This is a genomic window from Nocardia sp. NBC_01327, from assembly GCF_035958815.1.
Lineage (GTDB): Bacteria > Actinomycetota > Actinomycetes > Mycobacteriales > Mycobacteriaceae > Nocardia.
Genome location: NZ_CP108383.1, coordinates 5,405,718 through 5,430,542 on the forward strand (window position 1 = coordinate 5,405,718; position 24,825 = coordinate 5,430,542).

Annotated in this window: 18 protein-coding genes and 2 tRNA genes; 11 read left to right on the forward strand and 9 right to left on the reverse strand. The window is 66.5% G+C overall.

Annotated features, from left to right (window positions below; genetic code table 11):
* Positions 1-206: 206 nt before the first annotated feature.
* Positions 207-893, reverse strand: a complete 687-nt coding sequence (locus tag OG326_RS25020; protein ID WP_327139557.1) for a VC0807 family protein — start codon at positions 891-893, stop codon at positions 207-209.
* 257 nt (positions 894-1,150) lie between these two features.
* Here OG326_RS25020 and OG326_RS25025 point away from each other — a divergent pair, with 257 nt between their 5' ends.
* Together OG326_RS25025 and OG326_RS25030 are read left to right on the forward strand one after the other, a co-directional pair.
* Positions 1,151-2,308 (forward strand): sensor histidine kinase, encoded by a 1,158-nt coding sequence (locus OG326_RS25025; protein WP_327139558.1) that lies wholly within the window; start codon positions 1,151-1,153, stop codon positions 2,306-2,308.
* Complete coding sequence (locus tag OG326_RS25030; protein WP_327139559.1) at positions 2,305-2,970, forward strand: response regulator transcription factor; 666 nt, start codon at positions 2,305-2,307, stop codon at positions 2,968-2,970. The genes OG326_RS25025 and OG326_RS25030 overlap by 4 nt, the downstream gene beginning before the upstream one ends.
* 181 nt (positions 2,971-3,151) lie before the next feature.
* Here the strand turns inward: OG326_RS25030 and OG326_RS25035 are convergent, their stop codons facing one another.
* Complete coding sequence (locus OG326_RS25035) at positions 3,152-3,679, reverse strand: TetR/AcrR family transcriptional regulator (protein ID WP_327146572.1); 528 nt, start codon at positions 3,677-3,679, stop codon at positions 3,152-3,154.
* A 167-nt stretch (positions 3,680-3,846) separates the two neighbouring features.
* Between OG326_RS25035 and OG326_RS25040 the strand changes: the two genes are divergently transcribed.
* On the forward strand, positions 3,847-4,791 hold the full coding sequence (locus OG326_RS25040; RefSeq protein WP_327139560.1) for an aldo/keto reductase: 945 nt from the start codon (positions 3,847-3,849) through the stop codon (positions 4,789-4,791).
* A gap of 35 nt (positions 4,792-4,826) precedes the next feature.
* On the opposite strand, the gene OG326_RS25045 is transcribed toward OG326_RS25040, so the two are convergent.
* Entirely contained in the window at positions 4,827-6,122 is a 1,296-nt protein-coding gene (locus OG326_RS25045) for a glycosyltransferase 87 family protein (RefSeq protein WP_327139561.1), read from the reverse strand.
* A 163-nt stretch (positions 6,123-6,285) separates the two neighbouring features.
* Between OG326_RS25045 and OG326_RS25050 the strand changes: the two genes are divergently transcribed.
* The gene (locus tag OG326_RS25050) at positions 6,286-7,173 is read left to right on the forward strand and encodes a sigma-70 family RNA polymerase sigma factor (RefSeq protein WP_327139562.1); all 888 of its coding nucleotides are present in this window, start codon (positions 6,286-6,288) and stop codon (positions 7,171-7,173) included.
* Positions 7,174-7,271: 98 nt separating this feature from the next.
* Positions 7,272-7,742: a carboxymuconolactone decarboxylase family protein gene (locus OG326_RS25055; protein WP_327139563.1), complete on the forward strand. Its 471-nt coding sequence runs from the start codon at positions 7,272-7,274 to the stop codon at positions 7,740-7,742.
* 51 nt (positions 7,743-7,793) lie between these two features.
* Here OG326_RS25055 and OG326_RS25060 read toward each other — a convergent pair whose 3' ends face one another.
* Together OG326_RS25060 and OG326_RS25065 are read right to left on the reverse strand one after the other, a co-directional pair.
* The gene (locus tag OG326_RS25060) at positions 7,794-8,726 is read right to left on the reverse strand and encodes an SMP-30/gluconolactonase/LRE family protein (protein WP_327139564.1); all 933 of its coding nucleotides are present in this window, start codon (positions 8,724-8,726) and stop codon (positions 7,794-7,796) included.
* Between the two features lie 122 nt (positions 8,727-8,848).
* Positions 8,849-9,661 (reverse strand): helix-turn-helix transcriptional regulator, encoded by an 813-nt coding sequence (locus OG326_RS25065; protein WP_327139565.1) that lies wholly within the window; start codon positions 9,659-9,661, stop codon positions 8,849-8,851.
* A 155-nt stretch (positions 9,662-9,816) separates the two neighbouring features.
* On the opposite strand from OG326_RS25065, the gene asnB reads away from it, so the two are divergent.
* Together asnB and OG326_RS25075 are read left to right on the forward strand one after the other, a co-directional pair.
* Positions 9,817-11,661 (forward strand): asparagine synthase (glutamine-hydrolyzing), encoded by a 1,845-nt coding sequence (asnB, locus tag OG326_RS25070; protein WP_327139566.1) that lies wholly within the window; start codon positions 9,817-9,819, stop codon positions 11,659-11,661.
* 270 nt (positions 11,662-11,931) lie between these two features.
* Positions 11,932-18,039, forward strand: coding sequence for a non-ribosomal peptide synthetase (locus OG326_RS25075; protein WP_327139567.1), 6,108 nt, complete (start codon positions 11,932-11,934; stop codon positions 18,037-18,039).
* A gap of 149 nt (positions 18,040-18,188) precedes the next feature.
* Here the strand turns inward: OG326_RS25075 and OG326_RS25080 are convergent.
* Both OG326_RS25080 and OG326_RS25085 read right to left on the reverse strand, forming a co-directional pair.
* Positions 18,189-18,271 (reverse strand) — tRNA-Leu (locus OG326_RS25080).
* A gap of 76 nt (positions 18,272-18,347) precedes the next feature.
* Positions 18,348-18,665 carry a hypothetical protein gene (locus OG326_RS25085; protein ID WP_327139568.1) on the reverse strand — a complete coding sequence of 106 codons (318 nt, stop codon included), beginning with the start codon at positions 18,663-18,665 and terminating at the stop codon, positions 18,348-18,350.
* 127 nt (positions 18,666-18,792) lie between these two features.
* Here OG326_RS25085 and OG326_RS25090 point away from each other — a divergent pair, with 127 nt between their 5' ends.
* A complete protein-coding gene (locus tag OG326_RS25090; RefSeq protein WP_327139569.1) occupies positions 18,793-21,078 on the forward strand; it encodes an excinuclease ABC subunit UvrA in 2,286 nt (761 codons plus the stop codon).
* 102 nt (positions 21,079-21,180) lie between these two features.
* On the opposite strand, the gene OG326_RS25095 is transcribed toward OG326_RS25090, so the two are convergent.
* Complete coding sequence (locus OG326_RS25095; protein ID WP_327139570.1) at positions 21,181-22,011, reverse strand: tetratricopeptide repeat protein; 831 nt, start codon at positions 22,009-22,011, stop codon at positions 21,181-21,183.
* Between the two features lie 251 nt (positions 22,012-22,262).
* Between OG326_RS25095 and mihF the strand changes: the two genes are divergently transcribed.
* Complete coding sequence (mihF, locus tag OG326_RS25100) at positions 22,263-22,577, forward strand: integration host factor, actinobacterial type (protein ID WP_297624306.1); 315 nt, start codon at positions 22,263-22,265, stop codon at positions 22,575-22,577.
* 134 nt (positions 22,578-22,711) lie between these two features.
* Positions 22,712-22,794: transfer RNA gene (locus OG326_RS25105), tRNA-Leu, on the forward strand.
* Between the two features lie 44 nt (positions 22,795-22,838).
* Here the strand turns inward: OG326_RS25105 and OG326_RS25110 are convergent.
* Positions 22,839-23,849, reverse strand: coding sequence for an AraC family transcriptional regulator (locus OG326_RS25110; RefSeq protein WP_327139571.1), 1,011 nt, complete (start codon positions 23,847-23,849; stop codon positions 22,839-22,841).
* A gap of 117 nt (positions 23,850-23,966) precedes the next feature.
* Between OG326_RS25110 and OG326_RS25115 the strand changes: the two genes are divergently transcribed.
* A complete protein-coding gene (locus OG326_RS25115; protein WP_327139572.1) occupies positions 23,967-24,824 on the forward strand; it encodes an SDR family NAD(P)-dependent oxidoreductase in 858 nt (285 codons plus the stop codon).
* The last annotated feature ends 1 nt before the right edge of the window (position 24,825 follow it).

Consider the following 24,825-nt stretch of genomic DNA (forward strand, 5'->3'; position numbering starts at 1 on the left):
TACGGGCGGTAGTGCCGTCCGAGATACCGCTGGCGGATATTGGTTCATGGCAGTTCCTTCGCCTACGGGATCCCCGACCCGCGACCCGTGTCATGTTGAATTGCCAGCACGACCAACGGACCTTGACGCTATACCCGTCTGCAACCATTCAGCAATAGAAATGTGAGCTAACCCCGCGTTAATTCGCGGGGGTCTCACGCTCATCGCTATGCGGTCACGGTCCGGGCTGCTGGCTGCGCCTTTCGGGCCGAACGCAGGGTCCAGACGATCAACAGGCCGAAGACCGTGACCATGAGGATCTGGGAAACGTTGGCCGCCATGGTGATCGGCAGCATATAGATGGCAGCGATGCGCAGGGAGGCATCGATCAGCAGGGCGATGCCCCACACCAGCGAGATACGGAACCAGCGGGCGCGCATGGCGGTGGTATTCCCGGTGGCGCGGAATTGCTCCTGCATCGCGGCACCGCCCGCTCGGGCGAAACGCTGTGCGGCGTAATAGGCGAGCGGGCGATCGATGAGGCAGCTGCCGACCAGCACCACACCCGCGGTCAGGGATCCGGAGGAATCCTTGGCGAGGATGAAGCGGGGGTCGCCGGTGGTGAAGCTCAGGACGAGACCCGCACCGAACAGGGCGAGCAGGAACAGGGCGAAGGGGTCGAGGGTTCGCTGGCGCAGTGCTACCCAGAGCATCCGCAAGCCTGCCACGACGGTGCCGGCCAGCAGCGCGATATAGGTACTCGCTCCGAGGAGTTCGGCGAGGAAGTAGGCGATCACCGACAGGCCGATGTCGTAGAACATCGTGGAAACCATCGCATGGGCTGCCGGGTTGAGTCGCTGTGTGCTGGAGCGTGTTTCGGTGGCGGCGGCCGGAACGGACGGGTTCGAGGTCATGAGAACTCCCAATCGGGTAGCGGTGGGAATCAGCTCGGTGCATATCCGGAATGAGAAGCGAATTCCGTTACGGTCGAGGGCATTTCCCGTTTCTTTCGATGCCAACACTAAGTTCACGGGCGGCGGGAGTATTGGGCCGAACGCCGTAGATTCGGGTGGAGATATTTCTCCACCCGGCGGGGGTGGAGACCGATCTCCACCCCCGAATACGGCGATTGCCGTACGACATCGGCGCGGCACGACCGTAGTGTTCTGCTGTGACCACGACCCGGCAGACGCAGGAGGCTCGGCCCGAACGTATTCGGGACGAGCTGGTCCAGCCGGTCCTGGTATCCGCCATGGTCGTCGGCACCATCGTCCAGCTGCCCTATGCCCATATCGTGTATCCGGCGGTGACGCTCCCGCTGTTCGCCCTCGTCGCCGCGGCCGCGATCGGTTCGCAATTCCCGTTCCGGCGCCTGAGTTCGCGCGGACTGTTCGCCATGATGAGCACCTACATGCTGCTCGCCGCGCTGCTGCTGCCGCTGCTGCACTCGACGACGACCGGGGCGCTGTTCCCGTATGTGGCCGCCTCGGCGACGGGTGCGAAACTGGCCTCCCGCAAGGCCGCCGTCGGTATCGCCGTCACGGGTGCGGTGATCGCCATCGGCGCGGCACTGGTCGTCGAGTGGCTGGCGCCGGCCTCGTCACAGTGGCCGTGGTGGGTTCCACTGACCGTCTGCCTGCCGGTCTACATCGGCATAGCGAACAGGGACCGCCGCGATGCCCTGCACAGTGCGCAGCGTGCGGCCGAAGAAGCCAGGCGCGCAACCGATTCCGAGGCGCGCGAGGCGGCGCTGCTCGAGCGGGGCCGCATTGCCCGGGAGGTGCACGATGTGCTCGGACACTCGCTGTCCGGGATCGCCCTGCAATTGGATCTGGCCGACGCGCTGCACGAGAGCGGGCGGGACGCGGAGTCGATCGCGGCCGTGCGCAAGGCTCGCGCACTCGCGGTGGACAGCATCGGTGAAACCCGGCGCGCCGTGCAGGCATTGCGTGAGGACACCGTGCCGCTGCCCGATGCCCTGGTCCGGCTCGCCGAGCAGAACGCGGTCGAGGTCTCGATCACCGGCGAGATCGCTCCGGTCGGCCCGGAGGCGACGCATACGGTGATCCGTGCGGCGCAGGAGTCGCTCACCAATGCCGCCAAGCACGCACCGGGGGCCGAGCGGACCATGCGCCTCGCCTTCATCGGCGAACGCATCACCCTGACCGTGCACAATGCGCCGGGGGACGGGCCGCGCGGCCACCTCGCCGACGGGACCGGGGTCGGGCTCATCGGCATGGGCGAACGCGCCGCGCTGCTGGGCGGGACACTGCGGGCCGGGCCGTCCCCCGAGGGCGGCTGGACCGTGGAATTAGAGTTGCCCCAATGACAGCGGACCGTGTGATCTCCCTCGTCGTCGTCGATGATCAGGCGACCGTTCGTGAGGCGCTCGCGGTCATGCTCGATCTCGCGGACGATGTGAATGTCGTGGCGACCGCGACCAATGGCGTCGAAGCCGTGGCCGCCGCAGCGCAGTTCCACCCGGACGTGCTGCTGATGGATCTCAATATGCCGATCATGGGCGGAGTGGAAGCCACCGCGCAGATCCGCCGCGCCGAACCGGGCACCACCATCCTGGTGCTCACCACCTTCGACGACGACGAATCCATCCTCGCCGCACTGCATGCGGGCGCGAGCGGCTACCTGACCAAGGAAGCCGACCGCCTCATGATCCTGCAGGCCGTACGCTCGGCCGCCCAGGGCCACACCGTTCTCGCCCCCGAAGTCCAGCGCCGCCTCCTGGCCCTCGCCTCCCGCCCCGCCGCCCGCGCGGACGACGACGTCGAAATGACTGCGCGAGAACGCGAAATCCTCACCCTGATAGGCGAGGGCCTGCGCAATCCGGAGATCGCCGCACAGCTGGTCATCAGCGAGGCCACGGTGAAAACCCACATCAACAATCTCTACGCCAAAGCCGACCTGCACTCCCGCGCCGACGCGGTGCGCTACGCCCTGCGCCACCAGCGCCCCGGAGACAACTCCAGGCCATAGCCGAGTACCGCTGTCATACAACAGCTCTCACCCCGGACCTAGATGTGCGTGAAGGGGCGGTTTCACCACTGAGCCTAGAGCTGGCGTGCGCATGGGCTGAATGTCCGCCACCCCGATCGTCACTCCCGCTCTGCCGGAACGATATTCACGGTTACCGGCAGGCATCGGCGGTGCGGGCGCGCTAGCCGGCGGTGCGCAGTGCGTCCATGACCAGGTCGAGGAGGCGGGTTACCTGGTCGGGGGCGTCGGCGGCGGCGGTGCAGATTCCCAGGAGCATGAGGGTGAGGTCGTCGGGGTTGATATCGGTGCGGAGGGAACCGGTTTCGGCGCCGGCGGACAGGAGGGTGGCGATGGCGGCGGTGAGGCGTTCGCGGGTGTTCGGGGTGGTGATGCGGCCCGTGGCCCAGCCGGCGCGGAGGGTGTCGATCATGCCGCGTTTGGTGGTGAAGAAGGCGGCGTAGTTGCCCATCCAGGCCCGGAGGGCCGCGTCCGGGGGGAGTTCGCGCAGGAGGGTGGCGGCGCTGGCGGTGACCTCGTCGAGTTGGGTGGCGTAGACGGCCTCGACCAGGTCTTCGCGGGTCGGGAAGTGGCGGTAGAGGGTGCCGATGCCGACACCGGCCTCGCGAGCGACGCCCTCGAGTGAGACGGGACCGGCGGCCGCGGTGAAGGCGGCCCGGGCGACGGCGAGGAGTTTGTCGCGGTTGCGCACGGAGTCGGTGCGGGGTGCGCGGGTGGTCCCGGACGGCTCGGCGGGGTCCTGTGCGCTGGGTGCGGTGTTGCTCGGCTTCAAATCGGAGGCCCCTCCGTTTCAGTGGTACGCTGGCGATAACGGAGGATCCTCCGCTTAACTCATCGTCTCATACGGAAAGAACAGCCATGAGCGTGAACAACACACCGTCGTCCCAGCTCACGGCCGCGGGCGTTCCGCACGCCGGCGGGAGCGGCGTCCTCGGGCGGCATACGGTATCCCGAATCGGCTACGGCGCAATGCAATTGGAACGGTTGCACGATGATCGCGACGCCGCGATCGCGCTACTGCGGCGCGCGGTGGAACTCGGTATCGACCATGTCGATACCGCCGAGTTCTACGGTTTCGGCTTCGTCAACGGACTCATTCGCGACGCATTCCGCCCCGAGGACGGTGTGGTCGTCGTGAGCAAGGTGGGCGCGGACCCCAATCCCGGCGGCCGAATTCGGCTGCGCCCGGCGCAGCAGCCCGAACAGCTGCGGGCCAGCGTCGAGGACAATCTGACATCGCTCGGCCTGGAACAGATTCCGGTGGTGAACCTGCGCCGCCTGGATGCCGGGCCGGGCCTTCGGGCCGAGGGTGACCAGGTGGTGGACCTGGACGACCAGCTCGCGATGCTGATCACGCTGCGCGAGGAGGGCAAGATCGGCGGGATCGGCCTGAGCAGCGTGACGCTCGACGGACTGCGCCGCGCCCTTCCGGCCGGGATCGTCTGCGTGCAGAACGCCTACAGCCTGGTGATGCGCGGCGACGAGGACATGCTCCAGCTCTGCGCCGCCGAGGGCATCGCCTGGATGCCGTATTTCCCGCTGGGCAGCGCATTTCCGGGTCTGCCCAAGGTGACCGATGCTCCGGCCGTCATCACCGCCGCGCAGGCGCTGGACCGCACACCGGCGCAGGTGGGCCTGGCCTGGCTGCTCCACCACGCGCCGAATGTGCTGCTGATTCCGGGCACCGCGGATATCGGTCACCTCGAGGCCAATGTCGCCGCCGGAACGATCCCGCTGGACGACGCCGCCCTCGCCGCGCTGGATGCGGCCGAATCGTTCTCCAACGATATCCGGCTCGGCTGAGCCACAGCGCATTTCGATGCCACGGCGCATTACGGTCAGGTTCGAGAACTGATCAGATCAGGTTCGAGCGCCGAGTCCCGGCGATTCGACGCCTCGGACCGCCGCAACCACAGGGCCGTCGCCGCGAACAGCGCCAGCGTCAGCCAGATGTAGGCATTGTGGTCGAAGAAGGCGAAAGGGCTGCGGTTCGGGAAGTCGAAGACACTGCCGAAGTGGATTCCGACCAGGTCGAACGCGCCGCCGGAGGTGATGAGGAAGACCACCACCAGCCCCAGCGGCGCCACGATTCCGCGGCGGCGCAATGCGAGATCACCCAGGTAGACCAGCAGCGGTGCGATCCACACCCAGTGGTGAATCCAGCTGTAGGGCGAGACCACGGTGGTGGTCAGTCCGCACAGGACGATCGCGGGCAGTTCGCGCCCGGTCGCCGACAGCCGCCGCGCCAGCAGCAGGCAGACCACGGTAATGGCGACAGCGCCTGCGAGCCACAGCAATTGGAGCTCGTGCGCGCCCAGGGCGCGGGCGATCATGCCGCGCAGTGACTCGTTCTGCGGGTTCTGCGGGACACCCACCCGCGCCGGATCGTCGAAGGCGCCGCCCCAGAATGTCACCGAATCCTTGGGCAGCACAGCCAGACCCACCAGCATGGTGGCCGCGAGCGAACCGACCGCGGTGGCGGCGGCCCGGTATCGGCGCGTCACCAGGAAATAGAGCACGAAAAACACCGGGGTCAGCTTGATTCCGGCGGCAATGCCGGTCAGCACACCCTTCCAGCGCGAGGAATCGGGCAGCGCCATATCCGCCAGCACCAGCAGCAGCAGGAGGATATTGACCTGCCCGAAGGCCATGGTCTCCCGAATCGGCTCGCACAGCATGAGCAGACCGGCGATCGACAGGCCCAGCACCACCAGCCGCCGATCCCGCCGGTAGCCCAGGACCGACAGCGCCGCCCACATCGACCCGGTCAGCATGGCGAAATTGCCGAGCGCGCCGACCCAGGTGAACCACGCCCCGCGCAGCGCCACCAGCGGTACGAACAGCAGTGCGCCGAACGGTGAGTAGACGAACTCCCAGACACCGCGGGTGTGTCCGCGCAGCGGGGTGTCATAGACCGACACGCCGTCGGTCACCCGCTGTGCGGCAATCTGATAGGTGCCGAGATCGACCAGGTGCATCATGGTCCGCGGCGAGGCCAGCACCTGGTGCAGGTAGTAGCCGCCCGCCGCGGCACCCAGGAGCGCCACCACCCAGACCACCGCCGACGCAATCGTGCGCCGTTGCGGCACACTGTGATTCACGGCTGTCACCTGCTCGATCGTCGACAACGCCATACCTGTCCCCACTGCTGAGTGCTACGGATAACCCGCCCCACCGTAGTGACAGAGCTCCGCGCCCGCCAGGCGGCGGCCGGTCGCGGTGCGTGGACCTGGCGTGTCACCTTTCGCGCCCGCGCTTCGTCAGCACTACGAGTGACCGTCGAGAAGGAGTGTGCGTGTGACGCGTCTTGACCTGCTGGCAGTCGAGTTCGAGGGGCAGCGCCCGCGTCTGAAATCGGTGGCCTACCGCATGCTCGGTTCGCTGGCCGAAGCCGATGACGCCGTGCAGGAGGCCTGGCTTCGGCTGGCCCGCACCGATTCCGGCGAGATCGGCAATCTGCCCGGCTGGCTGACCACCGTGGTGAGCCGGTTGTGCCTGGACATGCTCCGCACCCGGACCGCGCGGCGGGAAGACTCACTCGAGGTCCGTCTGCCGGATCCGGTGCTCGCCCGCGATGATGCGACCGATCCGGAACAGCAGGTGCTGCTGGCCGATTCGGTGGGACTGGCATTGCAGGTGGTGCTGGCGGAGCTGGCGCCGCCGGAACGGCTGGCATTCGTTCTGCACGATATTTTCGGGCTGCCGTTCGAGCAGATCGCACCCATCGTCGATCGCACGCCCGCGACCGCCAAGAAGCTCGCCAGCCGGGCCCGGCAGCGGATTCGTGCCGCGACCCCGAGGCCCGATCCGGATCCGGGCGAGCAGCGGCGGGTGGTGAATGCGTTCCAGCATGCCGCCCGCGGCGGCGACTTCGACGCGCTGCTGTCCATTCTCGATCCGGACGTGGTGCTGCGCGTCGACGGCGGCGTTCTGACCGGCGGCCTGCAGTCCCTGCACGGCGCCGCGGCCGTCGCCGCGCAGGCGGTGAACTTCCAGCGCATGGCGACCACCGCGGTCGGGTATCCGGTGCGGATCAACGGCGCCGCGGGACTGATCAGCACGATCGGCGGGGAACCCAGGTCGGTCACCAGCTTCACCGTCGCGGGCGGGCGGATCGTCGGAATCCAGATCCTGTCCGATCCTGAACGCCTGGCGCGGCTCGATCTGACCGAACTCATCGACTGACCGGGAGCGGTCACCTTTCTCCGGCGGCCTACGTCATAGGAGGGAAGGCAGACGAAAGCCTTTGCACTAGAGGGACTTCGACCGACATGGAGGACGTCATGGAACCACGGATAGCTGATGTGAACGCGCTGATACCCGAAATCCAGCAGGTGGCGGGCGCGCTGGTGCGGGCGAGTACGAACGGCTCGGTGCCGGCGTCCACGATCAGCCTGGTCTACCTGCGTGCGGGCCAGATCGTCGGCACTACCTATCACGCGATGCGGCATTCGGCGGATCTGCGCAAGGCAGGGGAGTCCGAGGATCGGATCGGCTCCGTCGCAACCTGGTGGGACGCACCCTGTTTCACCGAAGCCGAGCGCGCCGCGCTGGCGCTGACCGAGGCCGTGTTCCAGCCGAGTGCGCGCGGACAGGAGCGGGTGCCGGACGATCTGTTCGCCGAAACCGCGAAACACTATGACGACAAGGCACTCTCGACGCTGCTGGTGGTGCTCGCCTCCACCGGGTTCTGGATGAATATCGCTCTCATCCTGAAGCCACCGGTGGTCGGCCAGGAGGACCGGGCTGCCTGACCCGCCACTACCGAGCTCGGCAGGTCGGCCTCGGACACCCGGTTATGCGCCTCAGCCGAGGTGCACGCGCAGCACATCGCCGCGTCCGGTGGCGACCATCAGGTCCTGGTCAGTGCCCGGGACCGGCACGACTGCCGCCATCGGACTGTCGGTGAGCACGGTGCAGGTGCTGTGGGTGTCAGGGTCGACCCGGACCAGGGTGCCCGCGGTGGTGGCGACGTAGAGGAATCCGCCGGGGCCGGCGGTGAGGTCGTCGGCAAGGCCCAGCTCCGCGGCGGTGCTCTGCCCGGCGGGCGCATCGATCGGGATGCGCAGGATTCGCCCCTGCGGGCTCAGGTAGACGGTGGTGTAGACCGCATCGCCGTCCACGGCTACGCCGTTGACGCCGAAGGTCTTCGCCTGTGCGGTCCAGTCGGCGTCGATCGTGCCATCGGTGCGGACGCGGACGACGCCGGAGGTGGTGTCGGCGATGTAGAGATTGCCCGCGCCGTCGAAGGCGGCGCCGTTCGCCATGCCGAGACCGTCGACGAAGACCTCGGGCACCGGCGCCGCGGCGGCGGGGTCGAATCGCACCACGCCGCTGTTGTGGGTGCCGGGCAGCATATTCAGCGTAGTGTCGCCGTAGACGACATAGAGCAGGTGATCGGGACCGAGGCGGATCGCACCCGGCGAGGTCACCGGGACGGTCGCGGTCACCTTGCCCGCCGAGTCGAGGCGCTGCACCACGTTTCGATAGAGCCGCGATACCCAGAGGTTGCCCTGCGCGTCGTAGCCGAGGTTCTCGGCCCAGTCGGCGAAGGGGATGTCCGGCCCGGCGAGCGTGGTCGCGGTGGCGGGGGAGCAGGACGGGGATTCGGCGTGGGCGGCGGCGGGTACGGCGACACCCGCGGCCGTCAGAGCCACGAATGCGGCGCAGGACGAAGCGACTCCGCGATACCGGAAGCGGTGGCGGGGATGGGGGTGGTTCGGCCGCGTATCCGGCACGAGCTCTCCTGCGGTTCGAGTGGTTGCTGCGAGAACGCTCGCAGCGGGTCCATGCATGGTAGGTACAGTCGCGGATTCTATGCCTGGGTGCGCGGCACCCAGGCACGGTTCACCGTGGAGATTCAGTCGGCGCAGGTCGCGGTTCGGAGGTCGAGCCGGGCCAGCGCGTCGACGGTGGGGCCGGGCTCGGGCTGATACAGCATCAGTCGCTGGCCGGCGGCCCCGCGCACATCGAAGGACTGGTAGGTCAGGCGCAGCAGGCCCACCTGCGGGTGGCGGAACTCCCGGGGATCGGTGGTCGCGGCGCACAGCGTGTACGAACGCCAGAGTTCGGCGAATTCGCCACTGGCCGAGTTCAATTCGTCGATCACGAGCTGTAGTCGCGGATCGTCCGGATACTGTGCTCCGACTTGACGGAATGCCGCCACGATCGCCTGGCAGGTCCAGGTCCAGTCGACGCAGAACTGCGGGCTGACCGGGTCGAGGAAGGTCATGCGCGCCAGATTGTCGATGCGCGGGTACACCGAGAAGAACGCATCGGCCATCGCATTGGTGGCGAGGATGTCCATTGCCGGATTCAGCACGAAAGCCGGTGCGGCCGGGTAACTTTCCAGGATTTGCCGCAGCACCGGGCTCACCGTTTCGACCGGCTGCCCCGGCATGGCGACGCCCGCGAGCCGGTACAGATGTTCGCGCAGTGCCACATTCAGCCGCAGCGCCCGGCTCAGCGCCTCGAGCATCTGCGCGGAGGGATGCCGCTCGCGCCCCTGTTCGAGACGCGTGTAGTAGTCGGTGTTCATCCCGGCCGACTCGGCGACTTCCTCCCGGCGCAGCCCGGCGACCCGGCGCCGGCCGTAGGAGACCAGCCCGATCTCGCCGGGGCGCACACTTGCGCGCCGCGCGCGCAGGAAGTCGCCGAGCAGGTTCTCCGTCATGCCGCCCAGGCTAGGCCGCCACCGGGTGTGACGTGCCACGAGCTACTCGGTAGCAGCCCCGCGCTCATCGCCCAGACCCTGGCGCGTGCGAGTCCCGTTGTGTTACAACGGAGTTACTAGTAATTGCATAAGCTAACTATCTAGGAGGCTGTGGAATGTGCGGAATTACCGGCTGGGTGGCATTCGATTCCGATCTCACCCAGGAACAGCAGATCCTCGAAGCAATGACCGAAACCATGGCCTGCCGCGGTCCGGACGGCCGCGGGACCTTCGTGCACACCCACGGCGCACTCGGGCATCGACGGCTCGCCATTATCGATCTGCCCGGCGGGGCCCAGCCCATGGGCGTGGGCACACCCGCCGGTGAGGTGGGGCTGGTGTACTCGGGGGAGACCTACAACTTCCGGGAGTTGCGCACCGAACTCACCGGGCTGGGCCACACCTTCGATACCGACAGTGACACCGAGGTGGTGCTGCGCGGTTATCTGCAGTGGGGCACAAGCGTTGTCGACCACCTCAATGGCATGTACGCCTTCGCCATCTGGGATCAGCGCACCGAAACGCTGGTCATGGTGCGCGACCGGATGGGCATCAAACCGTTCTACTACTACCCGACTCGGGACGGGGTGGTGTTCGGATCGGAACCCAAGGCCATCCTGGCAAATCCACTGGCGCGCAGGGCCGTTGACCTCGACGGACTGCGGGAGCTGTTCACGCTCACCAAGGCGCCGGGCTGGTCGCTGTGGAAGGATATGCGCGAGGTGCTGCCCGGCACGCTGATCACGGTGGACCGCAACGGCATTCACCCGCGCACCTACTGGCGCCTGAATGCGGTCGAGCACACCGACAGCCGCGACGACACCGTCGCCACTGTGCGCGAACTGCTCACCGATATCGTCGACCGGCAGCTCATCGCGGATGTGCCCCGGTGCGTACTGCTCTCCGGCGGACTAGATTCCAGCGCCATCACCGGCCTGGCGGCCGCGCGGCTCGCACAGCAGGGCGAGCAGTTGCGCACGTTCTCGGTGGATTATGCCGATCAGGAGGAGAATTTCGTCCCGGACGAAATGCGCGACACCCCCGATTCGCCGTTCGTGCGGGAGGTCGCGGCACTGGTGCGGTCCGCGCACGAGGATGTGGTGCTCAATCCGGCGCAGCTGTCGGATCTGTCGGTGCGGCGGGCCGTCATCGCCGCGCGCGATATACCCGCCGGTCTCGGCGATATGGATACGTCACTGTATTTGCTGTTCAAGGCGATTCGCGCGCAGTCGACCGTGGCGCTCTCGGGTGAGTCCGCCGATGAGGTCTTCGGCGGCTACCGGTGGTTCCACGACGAGGTGGCCGTCAAGGCCGATACCTTCCCGTGGATGGCGTTCAGCAACCCGCTCGCCGGTGAATCCAGTTTGCAGGTGCTCAATCCGCAGCTGCGCGAGCGGCTCGATATCGAGACCTATATCGGCGACCAGTATCTGACCGCCGTCGCCGAGGTCGAGCATCTGGACGGCGAATCCGAGATCGAACACCGCATGCGCACCGTCTGTCATCTGCATCTGACCCGGTTCGTGCGCGCGCTGCTCGATCGCAAGGACCGCGCCTCGATGGCGGTCGGCCTGGAGGTGCGGGTGCCGTTCTGTGATCACCGGCTCGTCGAATACGTCTACAACACACCGTGGTCGATGAAGACCTTCGACGGCCGTGAGAAGAGCCTGCTGCGGCATGCGACGAAACATGTGCTGCCCCAATCGGTGGCACAGCGCGTGAAGAGCCCCTACCCGTCGACCCAGGACCCCGGCTACGCGGCGAATCTGCAACAGCTGGCGAAAGAGCTGCTCACCGAGCGCGATTCGGCCCTGTTCGATCTGGTCGATCGGGCCTGGCTGGAGCGGGCCGTCGTTCAGGACCCGGCGAAACTGGAGAGCCACACCCGCGTCGGACTCGACCGGGCGATCGACCTGCACACCTGGCTGGACATGTATTCACCCGAGCTGCAACTGGACTGACCCGTACGAGGTAGAGAACAAGCGGTTGGGGCAAGAGCGCCTGCCTCAACCGCTTGCCCGGTATCGACCACCGGCACGCGCTCCGAATGAACGGCATGGGCAAGCGCCGTAGCACTTCTCTCGTGTGGCAAGACCGAAACTCGCATCGGTCGTACCCTCAGCATTAATTTCCGCTAACCCCCGGCAGGACGATCAATGCGTGATGGCACCCGTGTCCCGAAGACCCGCTCAGCCCGGAGGGATCGCGGCGCGACAGGTAACCGGAATCTGGTGTCTCAGCTGGCTACCGCCGTCGAACTCGATCCCGACGCGATCGCAGTGCGCACCGAAGAGGTCGAACTGACCTACCGAACGCTCGACGCGTACACCAATCAGTGGGCACGGTGGTTGTGCACGCTCGGCGTCGGATCTGAGGACCGAGTAGCCGTCGTATTGGACCGGTCGGTGGAATCGGTCGCAGCGATCTGGGCCATCGCCAAGACCGGCGCCGCATTCGTGCCCATCGATCCGTCCTATCCACGTGCCCGTATCGAGTACCAACTCACGGACAGCGGGTGCACATTCGGAATCACCGATCGGCGCACTGTTCCCGAGCTCCCCAACGGGGTCCGTTGGCTGGCCGTCGATGACCCGCATCTGCTGGAGGACCTCGCCCGGGAATCGGCCGACCCGATCTACCACCTCGATCGGCGTGCGCCCCTGCGCGCCTCGAACATCGCCTACATCACCTATACCTCCGGCTCGACCGGACGACCCAAAGGCGTCGGCGTCACCCACACCGGTCTGCCGGGGTTGTGCGCTCAACTGCGGACAACCCTCGCGATCGACTCCGGTTCGCGCGTCCTGCACTTCGCCTCACCCAGCTTCGATGCCTCGCTTCTCGAGTTGCTCATCGCGGTCGGATCGGCGGCCACCCTGGTGATCGCCCCGCCGGCAGTCCTCGGCGGCGCCGACCTCGCCGCCTTTCTGCACCGGCACCGGATCACCCACGCCTTCCTCACCCCTTCGGTCCTGGCAACCATTCAGCCGACCGGACTCGGCGATCTCACCACCGTCGTAGTCGGCGGGGATCCCTGCCCGCCCGCGCTGCTTCGGCAGTGGGCCACGACGGGGCGCCGGTTCCACAATGCGTACGGCCCCACCGAGACCACCATTGCGACCACCCTGAGCGGCTCGCTGCGCGCCGAGGCCGCCGTCACCCTCGGCGCGCCGATCGAGGGTTCGGGCCATCGCATCCTGGATTCTCGACTGCGACCCACCTTTGCCGGTGCGATCGGAGAGTTGTACGTGGCCGGCCATGGTCTCGCGCGCGGATACCCCGGCCACCCGGCACTCACCGCGGCGCGATTCGTAGCGGACCCGATGGGCGCGGCAGGTGATCGGATGTATCGCACCGGAGATCTGGTGCGCCGCAACAATTCCGGCGAACTGGAGTTCATCGGCCGGATCGACGATCAAGTCAAGATTCGTGGCCGGCGCATCGAACTCGGCGAAATCGACGCCGCGCTCGGCGATCTGCAGGCCGTCGCGGACGCCGTGACCGTGGACCGCACCACCGCCACCGGCGATATCGAACTCGTCTCCTTCGTGCGAGGCCATTCGGACCAGCCCATCGACTCCACGGATATCCGCGCAGCACTCGCGACCCGACTGCCGGCCTACATGCTGCCGAGCTCGGTGACCGTGTTGGATCACTTCCCGCTCACGGCCACCGGAAAGGTCGATCGCGCGGCACTTCGCGCCCTCCAGGCGACACGTCCCACCGCATTCGGTCTCCCCGCCAGCGTGGGAGAGCAGGCGGTCACCGACGTCTTCGCCCAGGTACTCGGACACCGGGACCTGAGCGGGGACATCGACTTCTTCACCGCGGGCGGCAATTCGCTCTTGGCGACACAGGTCGCCGCTCGATTGAGTCAGATCTGGAAGACGCAGATCCCTACTCAGCTGGTCTTCGACCACCCGACTATCACCACACTGACCAAAGCCATCCGATCCCAGCACTTCGACGCGGTCCGGGCGCCGCTGGTGGCAGGCGTGCGACCGGATCGAATTCCGTTGTCGCCGAATCAACTACGTTTCTGGTTGCGCAATCAGTTCGACACCGGCTCGGCGGTCGACAATATCGGATTCGCCCTCCGGCTCAACGGTATCGACAGTGCAGCGCTGCAGGCCACTCTCCTCGACGTGGTCACCCGCCACGAGGCGCTACGCACGCGGTATCCCGCCGACAGCGCCGGCCCTCATCAGGTGATCCTGGACCCGAGCGCCGTTGCCGATCGCTTCGCCCTCCTCGATATCGGCACCGACGAGGCGTCCGCGCTTGTGCATCGCCTCCTGCGCCAAGGCTTCGATGTCACCGCCGAAGTGCCGCTGCGGATTCGGCTGCTGCGAACGCCCGATGAGCACATCCTCGTGTGCGCGGTGCACCATATCTGTGCGGACGGCTCCTCCCTCGCGCCACTGGCAGCCGATATGGCCCGGGCCTACGCCGCGCGACACGCGGGCAGCGCACCGCACTGGCAACCGGTCACCGTCCAGTACGCCGACTACGCACTGTGGCAACAACAACTTCTCGGCTCCCGCGAGGACACCGATTCCCTGCTGTCACAACAACTCCGGTACTGGAGTCGAGAACTCGACGGCCTGCCCGAGCAGCTCGATCTGCCCGCCGATCGACCCCGTCCCGCGGTCGCCTCACTGCGCGGCGCGACGCTCGATGCCCTGGTGCCCGCCGCCGAACACACCGAACTGCTGGACTTCGCCCGCAGCCGGAACGCGAGCCTGTTCATGGTGATGCACACCGCGCTGGCGGTCCTGTTCGCTCGACTGTCGGGAACGACCGACATCGCTATCGGCGTCCCGATGACGATCCGCGCCGAACCAGCGCTGGACGGTGTGGTCGGAATGTTCGTCAATACCACCGTCTCCCGCACCCGCGTGGACCTCACCGAAACCTTCTCCGCGCTGCTGGCACGGACCAGAGACCGCGACCTGGCCAATTTCGCTCACTCCGAGGTGCCCTTCGAACATGTCGTGGATGCGGTCGATCCGCAGCGATCACCGGGACGGCACCCGCTCTACCAGGTCGGATTCGCATTCCAGAACTTCACCCGCGCCCAACTGGACATCCCCGACGCGGCGCTGTCGCTGTTCGACGTCGAGGCAGAGACGGTGAAGACCGACCTGCACATCGGCGTCATCGACTCTCGCGCCCCAGACGGATCCCTCGGGCCGATCGGGATCCGATTCGGTTACAGCACGGATCTGTTCGATCGAGAGACGGTCAGGCGGTTCCTGGATGCCTATCTTCGGTTGCTGCGCTCGATCCTTCAGGACGCGCGGACACCGGTCGGCGATCTGGCGCTCACCGACGACGAGGACCGCGGAGATCCCACCTACATCGATCATCCGCTTCCGGCCGAAATACTGACCGCGGCCCTGGCGCGGCACGCCGCCGATCACCCGGACGCGACCGCGGTGGTCAGCGGCCCGGAGTCCATCAGCTACGGCCACCTCCTCGATCGGGTCACCCGCCTGGCACGCTGGCTCATCGGCCGGGGGATCGGGCCGGAATCGATTGTGGCGGTGGCCATGCGCCGTTCGATCGATCAGGTCGTGGCGCTGTACGCGGTCGCCGAAGCAGGTGCGGCCTGGGTGCCGATCGATCCCGATCACCCCGACGAGCGCAACACCTATATTCTGAACTCCGCTGCACCGCAATGCATTCTGACAACAAGCGCAGACCGATTCGGCCTCGGAGCCCCGCATGCCGTCGACGAAATCGACCTCGACGCGTTCGCCACGGGACCGGTACACGATCGTGAGCGTCTCGCCCCACTGCGTGGTGACAACCCCGCCTACGTGATCTATACATCGGGCTCGACCGGCCGTCCCAAAGGTGTCGTGGTCACCCATGACGCCATAGTCAACCAGCTGACCTGGATGCGCACCCGCTACCGAGTCGAACCACACGATGTCTATCTGCACAAAACCGCAGCCACCTTCGACGTCTCGCTATGGGGATATTTTCTCGCGTTGTCGGCCGGCGCACGGCTGGTCCTGGCCGGACCACAGGAACACCGAGACCCACAGGCGATCAGTACTCTCATCGCCACCCACCAGGTCACCCTGACCGACTTCGTTCCCACCATGCTCGCCCTCCTCGCACGATCGGCCCGATCCGACCAATTGCGCTCGTTGCGTGCGGTATTCATAATCGGGGAGGCGCTGGCGCCGGACACCGCCCGGGCGTTCGCCCGCCTCAGTCCCGCGGAGTTGCACAACCTGTACGGGCCCACGGAAGCCGCGGTGAGCATTACCGAACACCGGGTGGACGACACCGACCTGCGCGCACCGACCGTTGCGATCGGTGTTCCGGTCTGGAATTCCCGATGCCGGGTACTCGATTCCCGGCTGCATACCGCGCTGCCCGCTGTGCCGGGTGAGCTGATGCTCACCGGCGTGCAACTCGCCAGGGGCTATCACCGTGCGCCCGGGCTCACCGCGAGCAGATTCGTCGCCGACCCGTTCGGCCCGCCGGGTACCCGGATGTACCGCAGCGGTGACCTGGCCCGGCGGCGGACCGACGATATGCTCGAGTATCTGGGGCGCACCGATTTTCAGGTCAAGATTCGCGGACAGCGTATCGAGCTCGGTGAGATCGAAGCCGCGTTGCTCGACGACGCCGACGTTGCTCAAGCGGCTGTCACGGTGCACAAGTCCGACACCGATACCCTCCTCATCGGCTACGTCGTTCCCCGGCCCGGAGCGAGGGTCGACTCGAAAGACCTGCGCCGCAATGCCTCCACTCGGCTGCCCGGATATATGGTCCCCTCGACGGTGCTGGTTCTGTCTGCACTACCGGTGAACACCAGCGGCAAACTCGATCGTTCCGCCCTCCCCGCACCGCGGTTCACCAGCGACAGCGCCGTCGCACCGCGCACCACGCTGGAAGCAGCCATCGCCCAGGCGTTCTCGCAGGTGCTCGACGTGCCGCACGTGGGTATGACAGATGACTTCTTCGACCTCGGTGGATCGTCTCTACTGATATTCCTGCTGCATCAGAAACTCTCCGAACAACTCGGGCGCGACGTACCGATGTCGGCGATTCTCCACGCGCCCACGGTCACCGGGGTCGCGGCCTATCTGAACGGCGCGCGAAATCCGCATGCCCCCGGCGCGCCTGCCGCCGACGCCATCCTCGAACCTGCGATCACCGCGGCCGGATGCGCGCCCCGCAGAGCTGGACCCGACACCGTGGTGCTGCTCACCGGCGCCACCGGGTTTCTGGGCGTGCACCTGCTCCACGAATTACTCACCAGCACCGACGCGCGAGTGTGGTGTCTGGTGCGCGCCCGCGACGACCAGGCCGCACTGCAGCGAATCACCGAATCGCTGCAGCAGTTCGGACTGCCGACCGGCCAAGTCTCCGACCGGGTTTCCGCACTGGCCGCGGACCTGTCCGCCCCGCAACTCGGGCTCTCCACAGCACAGTTCGACCAGCTCGCCGAAAACGTGGACGCGATCTATCACAACGGCGCCCGAGTCAACCATCTCGACCCCTACCAACGCCTGCGCGCCCCCAATGTCGAAGGCACACGCTCGATACTGCGACTGGCGACCACCCATCGGGTCAAGAGCGTGCACTTCATCTCCACGCTCGGCGCGGCGATCCCGGCGGATCATCTCCCCGGCCTCGTCACCGAGAACGACCGATTGCCTGCGGATCAACTCCAGGACAACGGCTATCTGATCTCGAAATGGGTTGGCGAGGAACTGGTCCGGCAGGCCGGCGAACGCGGCGTCCCGATCACGATCCACCGGCCCGGCACGATCTGCGGGCACACGCGCACCGCCGTCAACAACGCCGACGACGCGTTCTGGAACATGATCCGCGCGGCGGCGATTCTTTCCATAGCGCCGGAGGTCGGCGATGCCACGGTCGCACTCGTCCCGGTGGACTATGTCGCACCCGCGATAGTCGCCATCGCCGCACAACCGCGCCGGGAAGCCGTCTTCCATTTGGTCAACCAGACGCCCCTCGAGGTTCGGGACGTCCTCGAATGCGTGCGCGAATACGGCTTCCCGATCACGACGACCCCGCTCGATATCGTGCACAGCACACTCGAACAACGGTCCGCCGCAGATATCGCCGAGGGCGACGACTCACTCACCCGCGCCGCCCTTCTCGCCCCCACCTTCGCCGGACTCGCAGGAAACACACGCTGTTCCGACACCCACGCACAGGAGGCCTTGCACTACAACGGCATCCACTGCCCGGTCATCGACCGCAGAGTGATCCACCGCTACCTGGACCAATTCTGCGCCTCCGGATTCCTTCCCCGGCCCATCGTCGTCGAGCAACAGCTCCCCGTATAGGCGTGAGAACGATGATGGGGCCGGTACCGCTTCTGCGGTGCCGGCCCCGGGTTCGATCTGGCCACCTGGGATCAGAAATGGCCTACAACAATGAAAATGGGCGGTTTCGGCTGAAGCTGATCCGAAACCGCCCACTGTCCTACTGCTTGTGTCGAGAGGGGGACTTGAACCCCCACGTCCCTAAGGACACTAGCACCTCAAGCTAGCGCGTCTGCCATTCCGCCACCCCGACCGGTGAACCTCGACAAGATTAGCCGAGGGCTCGCCGAAACCGGAAATCGGCTGGTACAGGCCGGTTTCGGGCGGAACTACTTCTTGATGAAGATGCCAGCGATGTCAGCGTTCTTGATCGGGGTGTCCGCGTTGGACTGCACCTGGCACAGCGCCTGGACCGAAGCCATGCTCAGATCGACATTGGTGCCGGAGGGCTCGTTCTGATTGCCCGTCTGCTGCTTGATGAACTTGGTGATGGTGATGCGCTGATCGTTCGCATCCTGCTTGAGGTAATCGGTGCACTTGGTGTCTCCGCCTTGATTGACGGCTGTCTTGATCTCGCTACAGCCGCTCATCAGCGTGACGGCGAACGCAGCGGCGGCCACGCCGGCGGTCCATCGCATGGTCTTCATGAGCGTCACTGTAGAGCGGCGTCATCGATCGGCAATCCTGGCTCGACCCTGAGATCACCCGGATTCGATGTGATTTACGTCACAAATGCCCGCACATTTCGGGGGTATGTGATGGCAAGGTTGAGGCATGTCTGCTGCTTCCGCCGAAACGATTCGGGTCCTCGGCGCCCGCGAGCACAATCTCCGCAATGTCTCCCTCGAGATCCCCAAGAACCAGATCACCGTGTTCACCGGGGTGTCCGGATCCGGGAAGTCCTCCATTGTGTTCGACACCATCGCCATCGAATCGCAGCGGCAGCTGTATGCCACTTTTCCGGCGTTCATCCTCAACTTCCTGCCCCGCTACGAGCGCCCGCACGCCGAGGCCATCGAGAATCTGACCGCGCCGGTGATCATCGATCAGAAGGCGGTCGGGGGCGGGCCGCGCTCCACGGTCGGGACCATGACCGATATCTACGCGCTCATCCGAGCGCTGTTCGCGCGCTTCGGATCACCCTCGACGGGACTGGTCTACGACTACTCCTTCAATACCCCGCAGGGCATGTGCACCGAATGCGACGGCCTCGGCATGACGATCACCGCCGACCCCGACAAACTCGTGGACCGGACCAAATCGCTCAACGAAGGCGCGATCCTGCTTCCGGGATACGGTGTCGGCAGCGGAGATTGGCAGCTGTACGGCAACTCCGGGCGCTTCGACCTGGACAAGAAGCTCGCCGAATACAGCGCGGCGGAATGGCACGATCTGCTGCACGGCAGCGGCGGCAAAGTGGAGCTGGCTTTCAACAAGGGGACCTGGAAGGCCAACTACGAAGGCCTGGCCGACAAATTCACCCGGTCGCGGGTCAAGCGCGACACCTCGGGGCTGTCGGAGAAGACGCGCGAGCAGATTCAGAAGTTCCTGCACGAAGGGGTGTGCCCGGCCTGCCACGGCGCGCGGCTCAATGAGAAGGCCTTGGCCACCAAGATCAATGGGCGCAATATCGCCGAATGGACGGCACTGCAGATCACCGATCTGATCGAGGTGCTCGGCCAGGTGACGGACCCGGCGGCGCAGGGGCTGGCCGAGGCGACTCGCATCGCGCTGGGCCGGGTCGCCGATATCGGGCTCGGATATCTGAGCCTGGACCGGGCGACCTCGACGCTGTCCGGCGGTGAGGGCCAGCGCTTGAAGATGATCAAACATCTCGGCAGCACGCTGGTGGGAATGACCTATATCTTCGACGAACCCAGCGTCGGACTGCATCCGCGCGATGTCGGGCGGCTCAATCACATGCTGGAGGCGTTGCGCGACAAGGGCAATACCGTGCTGGTGGTGGAGCACGATCCCGACGTCATCCAGATCGCCGACCATATCGTCGATGTCGGGCCGCGGGCGGGCACACACGGCGGCGAGATCATGTTCACCGGCAGCTTCGCCGAACTGCGGGCCGCCGACACCCTGACCGGACAGGGATTGCGGCGGACGTTCGCGGTGAAGGAGTCGTTCCGGACGGCCGAGGGCGAACTGCGCATCGACGGGGCGAGCGCACACAATCTGAAGAATGTTTCCGTCGGGATTCCGACCGGCATTCTCACCGCGATCACCGGTGTGGCCGGATCCGGCAAGAGCAGTCTCATTCGCGACGAGTTCATGGCGCGGTACCCGGATTCGGTGTTCGTCGATCAATCGGCCATCGGCGCTTCCTCACGCTCGACACCCGCCACCTACCTCGGGCTGATGGATCCCATTCGCAAGCTGTTCGCCAAGGCGACGGGGGAGCCCGCGGGTCTGTTCAGCTTCAATTCCGACGGTGCGTGCCGCGAGTGCGAGGGCCGCGGCGTGATCATCACCGAGGTCGCCTATATGGATCCGGTGACCACCCACTGCGAATCCTGTGACGGGCGGCGGTTTTCCGAGCAGGTGCTGGCACTCACGCTGCGCGGCAAGTCGATTGCCGATGTGCTGGAGCTCTCGGCCGAGGATGCGGTGGAGTTCTTCACCGAAAAAGCACTGAATGCCAAGTTGCGCACCATGAATGAAGTCGGGCTGAATTATCTGAGCCTGGGACAGGCGATGAGCACCCTGTCCGGCGGTGAGCGCCAGCGCATCAAACTCGCCACCCAATTGCAGCACAGCGGCACCGTGTACGTGCTCGACGAACCCACCACCGGGTTGCACATGTCCGATGTGGATACGCTGCTGCGACTCATGGACGGGCTGGTGGAGCGCGGGAATACCGTCGTGGTGATCGAGCACAATCTGGATGTGGTCGCGCATGCCGACTGGGTGATCGACCTCGGGCCCGACGGCGGTAAGAACGGCGGCGAGATCGTATTCACCGGGACACCGGCGCAGCTACTGCGGCATCCGGATTCGCTGACCGGTCAGTATCTGCGGCTGTACCGCGAGGGCTCGGCCGTACGCCGCTGAGTGTGATTGCGGCCGTGGCGAATCCGCCGCGGCCGCAGTGCGTGCCGGTTGGCAGCGACTGCCGGGTTTCGGTGTCTGCCAGGGTCAGTGGGTCTCCCAGGGTCAGTGGCCCGATTCGGCGGCCACGGCCGCACGCCAGATCCGGGCTTCGGTCGTCTTGCCACGTCTTTCGAGCACCTCCGCGACCCCGGCCATGGCGCGCACGTCACCGTGCTCGGCGGCCATGCGCCACCAGTGCTCGGCCTCGTCCAGCTGCTCGTACCGCAGCAGCACCACGGCCAGGTCGTAGGCGGCGCCGGCATGCCCGGAATCGGCTGCCTGCCGCCACAATTGGCAGGCCTGCGGCTCATCCCCGCGACCGTGCATGGCGACGCCCAGGTCGTAGAGCGCGCTGCCGTAGCGACCGGCTTCGGCGGGCGGAATCGGATCGGGCGGGGTGGGGGAGGTGGCGAATTCCACGACCAGTTCGGTGAAGTCGGGCGGGCCGACGCCGGTGCTGCAGTGCAGGACCAGGCAGGAGCGTTCGCGCGTGATGAGCATGCCGTAGTTGCCCGACCAGGACACGATCGCCTCGTTCGCATCCACCCACACCGGGGTGAGCGAGAGGGCCGCGTCCGCGCCCGCCGGGCACACCCGCAGGTCGATGCCCTCGGCCATGGCGTCACTCCAGACGTCGACCCCGCCCAACCGGCGGCCGTCGAGCAGCACGTGCCCGCCCTCCACGGCCAGGCCGATGCCGAGTCCGTGCACACCGTGCCGCGGTTGCGCCGAGCGCAAAGTGAGCGTGACGGTGGTGGGGGAATCGCCCAGCACCTCCGAAAGCAGCGGGTAAACCTTCGCCCCGTGCCAGGTCAGCGGCTCGCCGCCGGCGTATCTGTCCCCGAGTGGCGGTTCGTCCGTCGCCCGTTCGGCGTCCTGATACAACCCGGTCATTCGCCCCGCCTTCCACCGGTGCTCCCTTGATGTCGCGGCCCACGGTAGTACCCCTCCGGGCCCGTGCGCCGAGTATTTGCCAGGAGTCCGCGCGAGCAAACTTCTGGTCGCATGACCTGTGGCGCGAAGCGCTTTCAGCAGGTCGCTCGACGTGTTGAGCCGAAACACGCGGTGTGTCGTACCGGTTGCGGGGCCGGTGTCATGTTTACTCGACGCCGACGTACCAGCGAACGAGTGAAAGGTAAGGACATATGGCTCTGCCCACAATGACCCCCGAACAACGCTCCGAGGCGCTGGCCAAAGCCGCCGCGGTTCGTAAGGCCCGCTCGGAGTTGATCGCGCAGGTCAAGCAGGGATCGGTCAGTCTGGCGGAGGTGCTCAAGCGCGCAGACAACGAGGACCTGGTCAAGAAGACGAAGGTTGCGGCCGTGATCAAGGCGCTTCCGGGCATCGGCCCCGTCAAGGCCGCCAAATTGATGGATGAGGCGGAAATCCCCGCCGACCGCCGTATCGGCGGACTGGGCTCTCGTCAGCGCGCTGCGCTGCTGGAGGCGTTGACAGCCTGATCTCGGAGGGTGGCCGACCGGGTCGAACTTTGGCCCGGCGGCAACCGCTCCACCACGACTACCAGCGAGAATGCGAATCAACCGGGACGATTTGGTCCACGCGGGCTGATCCGATAACCTTGCTGAGCAACCCGGTCGGGGTGGCGGAATGGCAGACGCGCTAGCTTGAGGTGCTAGTGTCCTTAGGGACGTGGGGGTTCAAGTCCCCCTCTCGACACAGACTACGAAGGCCCCCGGTTTTCACCGGGGGCCTTCGCTGTTTCAGCGGTGGGCTCGGGCGAAACGACCCGGGGTGCCTCCGGTCCACCGGGTGAAGGCGTGCGTGAAGCTGGAGGCGTCGGCATAGCCGAGGCGCTGGGCCACATCTTCGACGGTGGCGCCGATCGCGAGTAGTTCCTCGGCCAGCGTCTGCCGGGTTTCGGCGACGAGTTCGCGGTAGGAGGTGCCGTCGGCATCGAGGCGGCGGCGCAGGGTGCGCACGCTCATCCGCAGGTCGGCCGCGATCTCGTCCTGACTGGCGGTCACCCCGCGCACCAGCAACGCCGAGCGGACGCGCACACCGATGCCTTCTCGTGCGTGGCGACGCTGCATGATGTCGGCGGCCTGCTGTTCGGCCAGCATCGCCACCTGCGGATTCGCCTGGGGCATAGGCAGATCCAGGATCTCCCGGGCCAGTGTGATGCGGGTGACCGGTGCGTCGAAGATCGGCGGTGTGCCGAGGAGGGAGCGGAATTCCTCGGCGTAGTCCGGTGGGGGGCAGGCAAGTTCGACGCGAGTGGGCGGGACCGTCGTGCCGAACACATCACGGTCGACGGTGATGGTCTCCGCGATATCGCGTTCCAGCAGAAAGGTTCTCAGCTCGGCGGGGACGCCCGAGTAGTCGACGATCGCCGATCCTCCGGAGGCGTGCTGTTCGAAACGCCAGCGGCCGAACGAATAGGCGATGTCCATGTAGTCGATGCCGATCCGCCAGGCCTGCCGCACGGTCGCACTGGTAATGACGGCGAACGACCAAATACCGTGCGAGGTGAGGTGATACCGCTTGCCGGCCTGCAATCCCAATGCCGGTACGTGACCGATGGCCTGAACCAGGTTCTGCACGATCCGCAATTCCTGGCGCGCCTGGATCTCACCGCCGGGATCGCCGAGTATCGCCGCGGTGACGCCGCTGCCTTCGAGGCACTGTCCGATGGTCATGGCGTACTCGGTGCCCAGCTCGACCAGTATTGCGGCGCTGGCGCTGGACCGCAGCATGTTCATCCGGTCGGTCATGCGATAACCATGAAGCGCACTGGCCGATAACGTCAAGTTCTGGCCGCCAAGCGCATGGTGTCGAGCGGGCCGCATTCCTAGCCTTGGGCCATAGGCGCTACAGGCAAGGACTCAATGGTGAGCAACACACTGCAGGGCAAGAGGATCGCCGTCACCGGCGGCGCCAGGGGAATCGGGCGTTCCATCGCGCGGGTCTGCGCCGGCGCGGGGGCGCAGGTCGTCATCGGCGATATCGATCGGGATCAGGTGCGCGCGACTGCCGCCGAACTGGTCGAGCTGACCGGCGGCCGCATTGCCGGGCTGGAACTGGACGTGGCCGAGTCACAGTCGTTCGAGCAGTTTCTCGACGACGCGGAGCGGGAGCTCGGTGGTCTGGACGTGCTGGTCAACAATGCCGGGATCATGCCGACCGGGCGCTTCCTCCACGAATCGCTCGAGCTGGCCGACCGTCAGCTGACCATCAATCTGCGCGGAGTGATCATCGGCTCGAAGCTCGCCGGTCGTCGTTTCGCGGCCGGGCACGCCGGGCACATCGTCAATATCGCCTCGGTCCTGGGGCTCGGCGCCGCACCGGGGGTCGCGACCTACTGCGCCACCAAGTTCGCCGTGGTCGGGCTGGGTTCGGCGCTGCATCAGGAACTGTCCTCCGACGGCGTCGCGGTCTCGACGATCTGCCCGGCGTTCGTGAACACCGAGCTGATCGGCGGCCTGTCTCCGAACCGGCTGATGCGCCGGATCGGGTTCATCGAGCCGGAGGATGTCGCGGCGGCCGTTGCCGAGGTCATCGCCCGCGGACGCGGCGGCCAGCGCGTGGTGCCCGTCCACAGCGGCATCGCGCTGCGGCTGCTCGCGGTGCTCCCGGAGGGTTCGCGTAACCGGCTGAGCAGGCTGCTGGGCAGCCACGACACCGTCACGCACGCGGACACCGGCGCGCGTGCGGCCTATCTGGATCGCGTCGCGGGACGGAAGGGGTGAG

Bases quoted from the DNA above. Each gene is read 5' to 3' on its own strand.
- OG326_RS25065 (WP_327139565.1), bottom strand. From the start codon at position 9,661: ATGACGGAGAACCTGCTCGGCGACTTCCTGCGCGCGCGGCGCGCAAGT.
- OG326_RS25020 (WP_327139557.1), bottom strand. From the start codon at position 893: ATGACCTCGAACCCGTCCGTTCCGGCCGCCGCCACCGAAACACGCTCC.
- OG326_RS25045 (WP_327139561.1), bottom strand. From the start codon at position 6,122: ATGGCGTTGTCGACGATCGAGCAGGTGACAGCCGTGAATCACAGTGTG.
- OG326_RS25055 (WP_327139563.1), top strand. From the start codon at position 7,272: ATGGAACCACGGATAGCTGATGTGAACGCGCTGATACCCGAAATCCAG.
- OG326_RS25090 (WP_327139569.1), top strand. From the start codon at position 18,793: ATGTCTGCTGCTTCCGCCGAAACGATTCGGGTCCTCGGCGCCCGCGAG.
- OG326_RS25040 (WP_327139560.1), top strand. From the start codon at position 3,847: ATGAGCGTGAACAACACACCGTCGTCCCAGCTCACGGCCGCGGGCGTT.
- asnB (WP_327139566.1), top strand. From the start codon at position 9,817: ATGTGCGGAATTACCGGCTGGGTGGCATTCGATTCCGATCTCACCCAG.
- OG326_RS25030 (WP_327139559.1), top strand. From the start codon at position 2,305: ATGACAGCGGACCGTGTGATCTCCCTCGTCGTCGTCGATGATCAGGCG.
- OG326_RS25110 (WP_327139571.1), bottom strand. From the start codon at position 23,849: ATGACCGACCGGATGAACATGCTGCGGTCCAGCGCCAGCGCCGCAATA.
- OG326_RS25085 (WP_327139568.1), bottom strand. From the start codon at position 18,665: ATGAAGACCATGCGATGGACCGCCGGCGTGGCCGCCGCTGCGTTCGCC.
- OG326_RS25095 (WP_327139570.1), bottom strand. From the start codon at position 22,011: ATGACCGGGTTGTATCAGGACGCCGAACGGGCGACGGACGAACCGCCA.
- mihF (WP_297624306.1), top strand. From the start codon at position 22,263: ATGGCTCTGCCCACAATGACCCCCGAACAACGCTCCGAGGCGCTGGCC.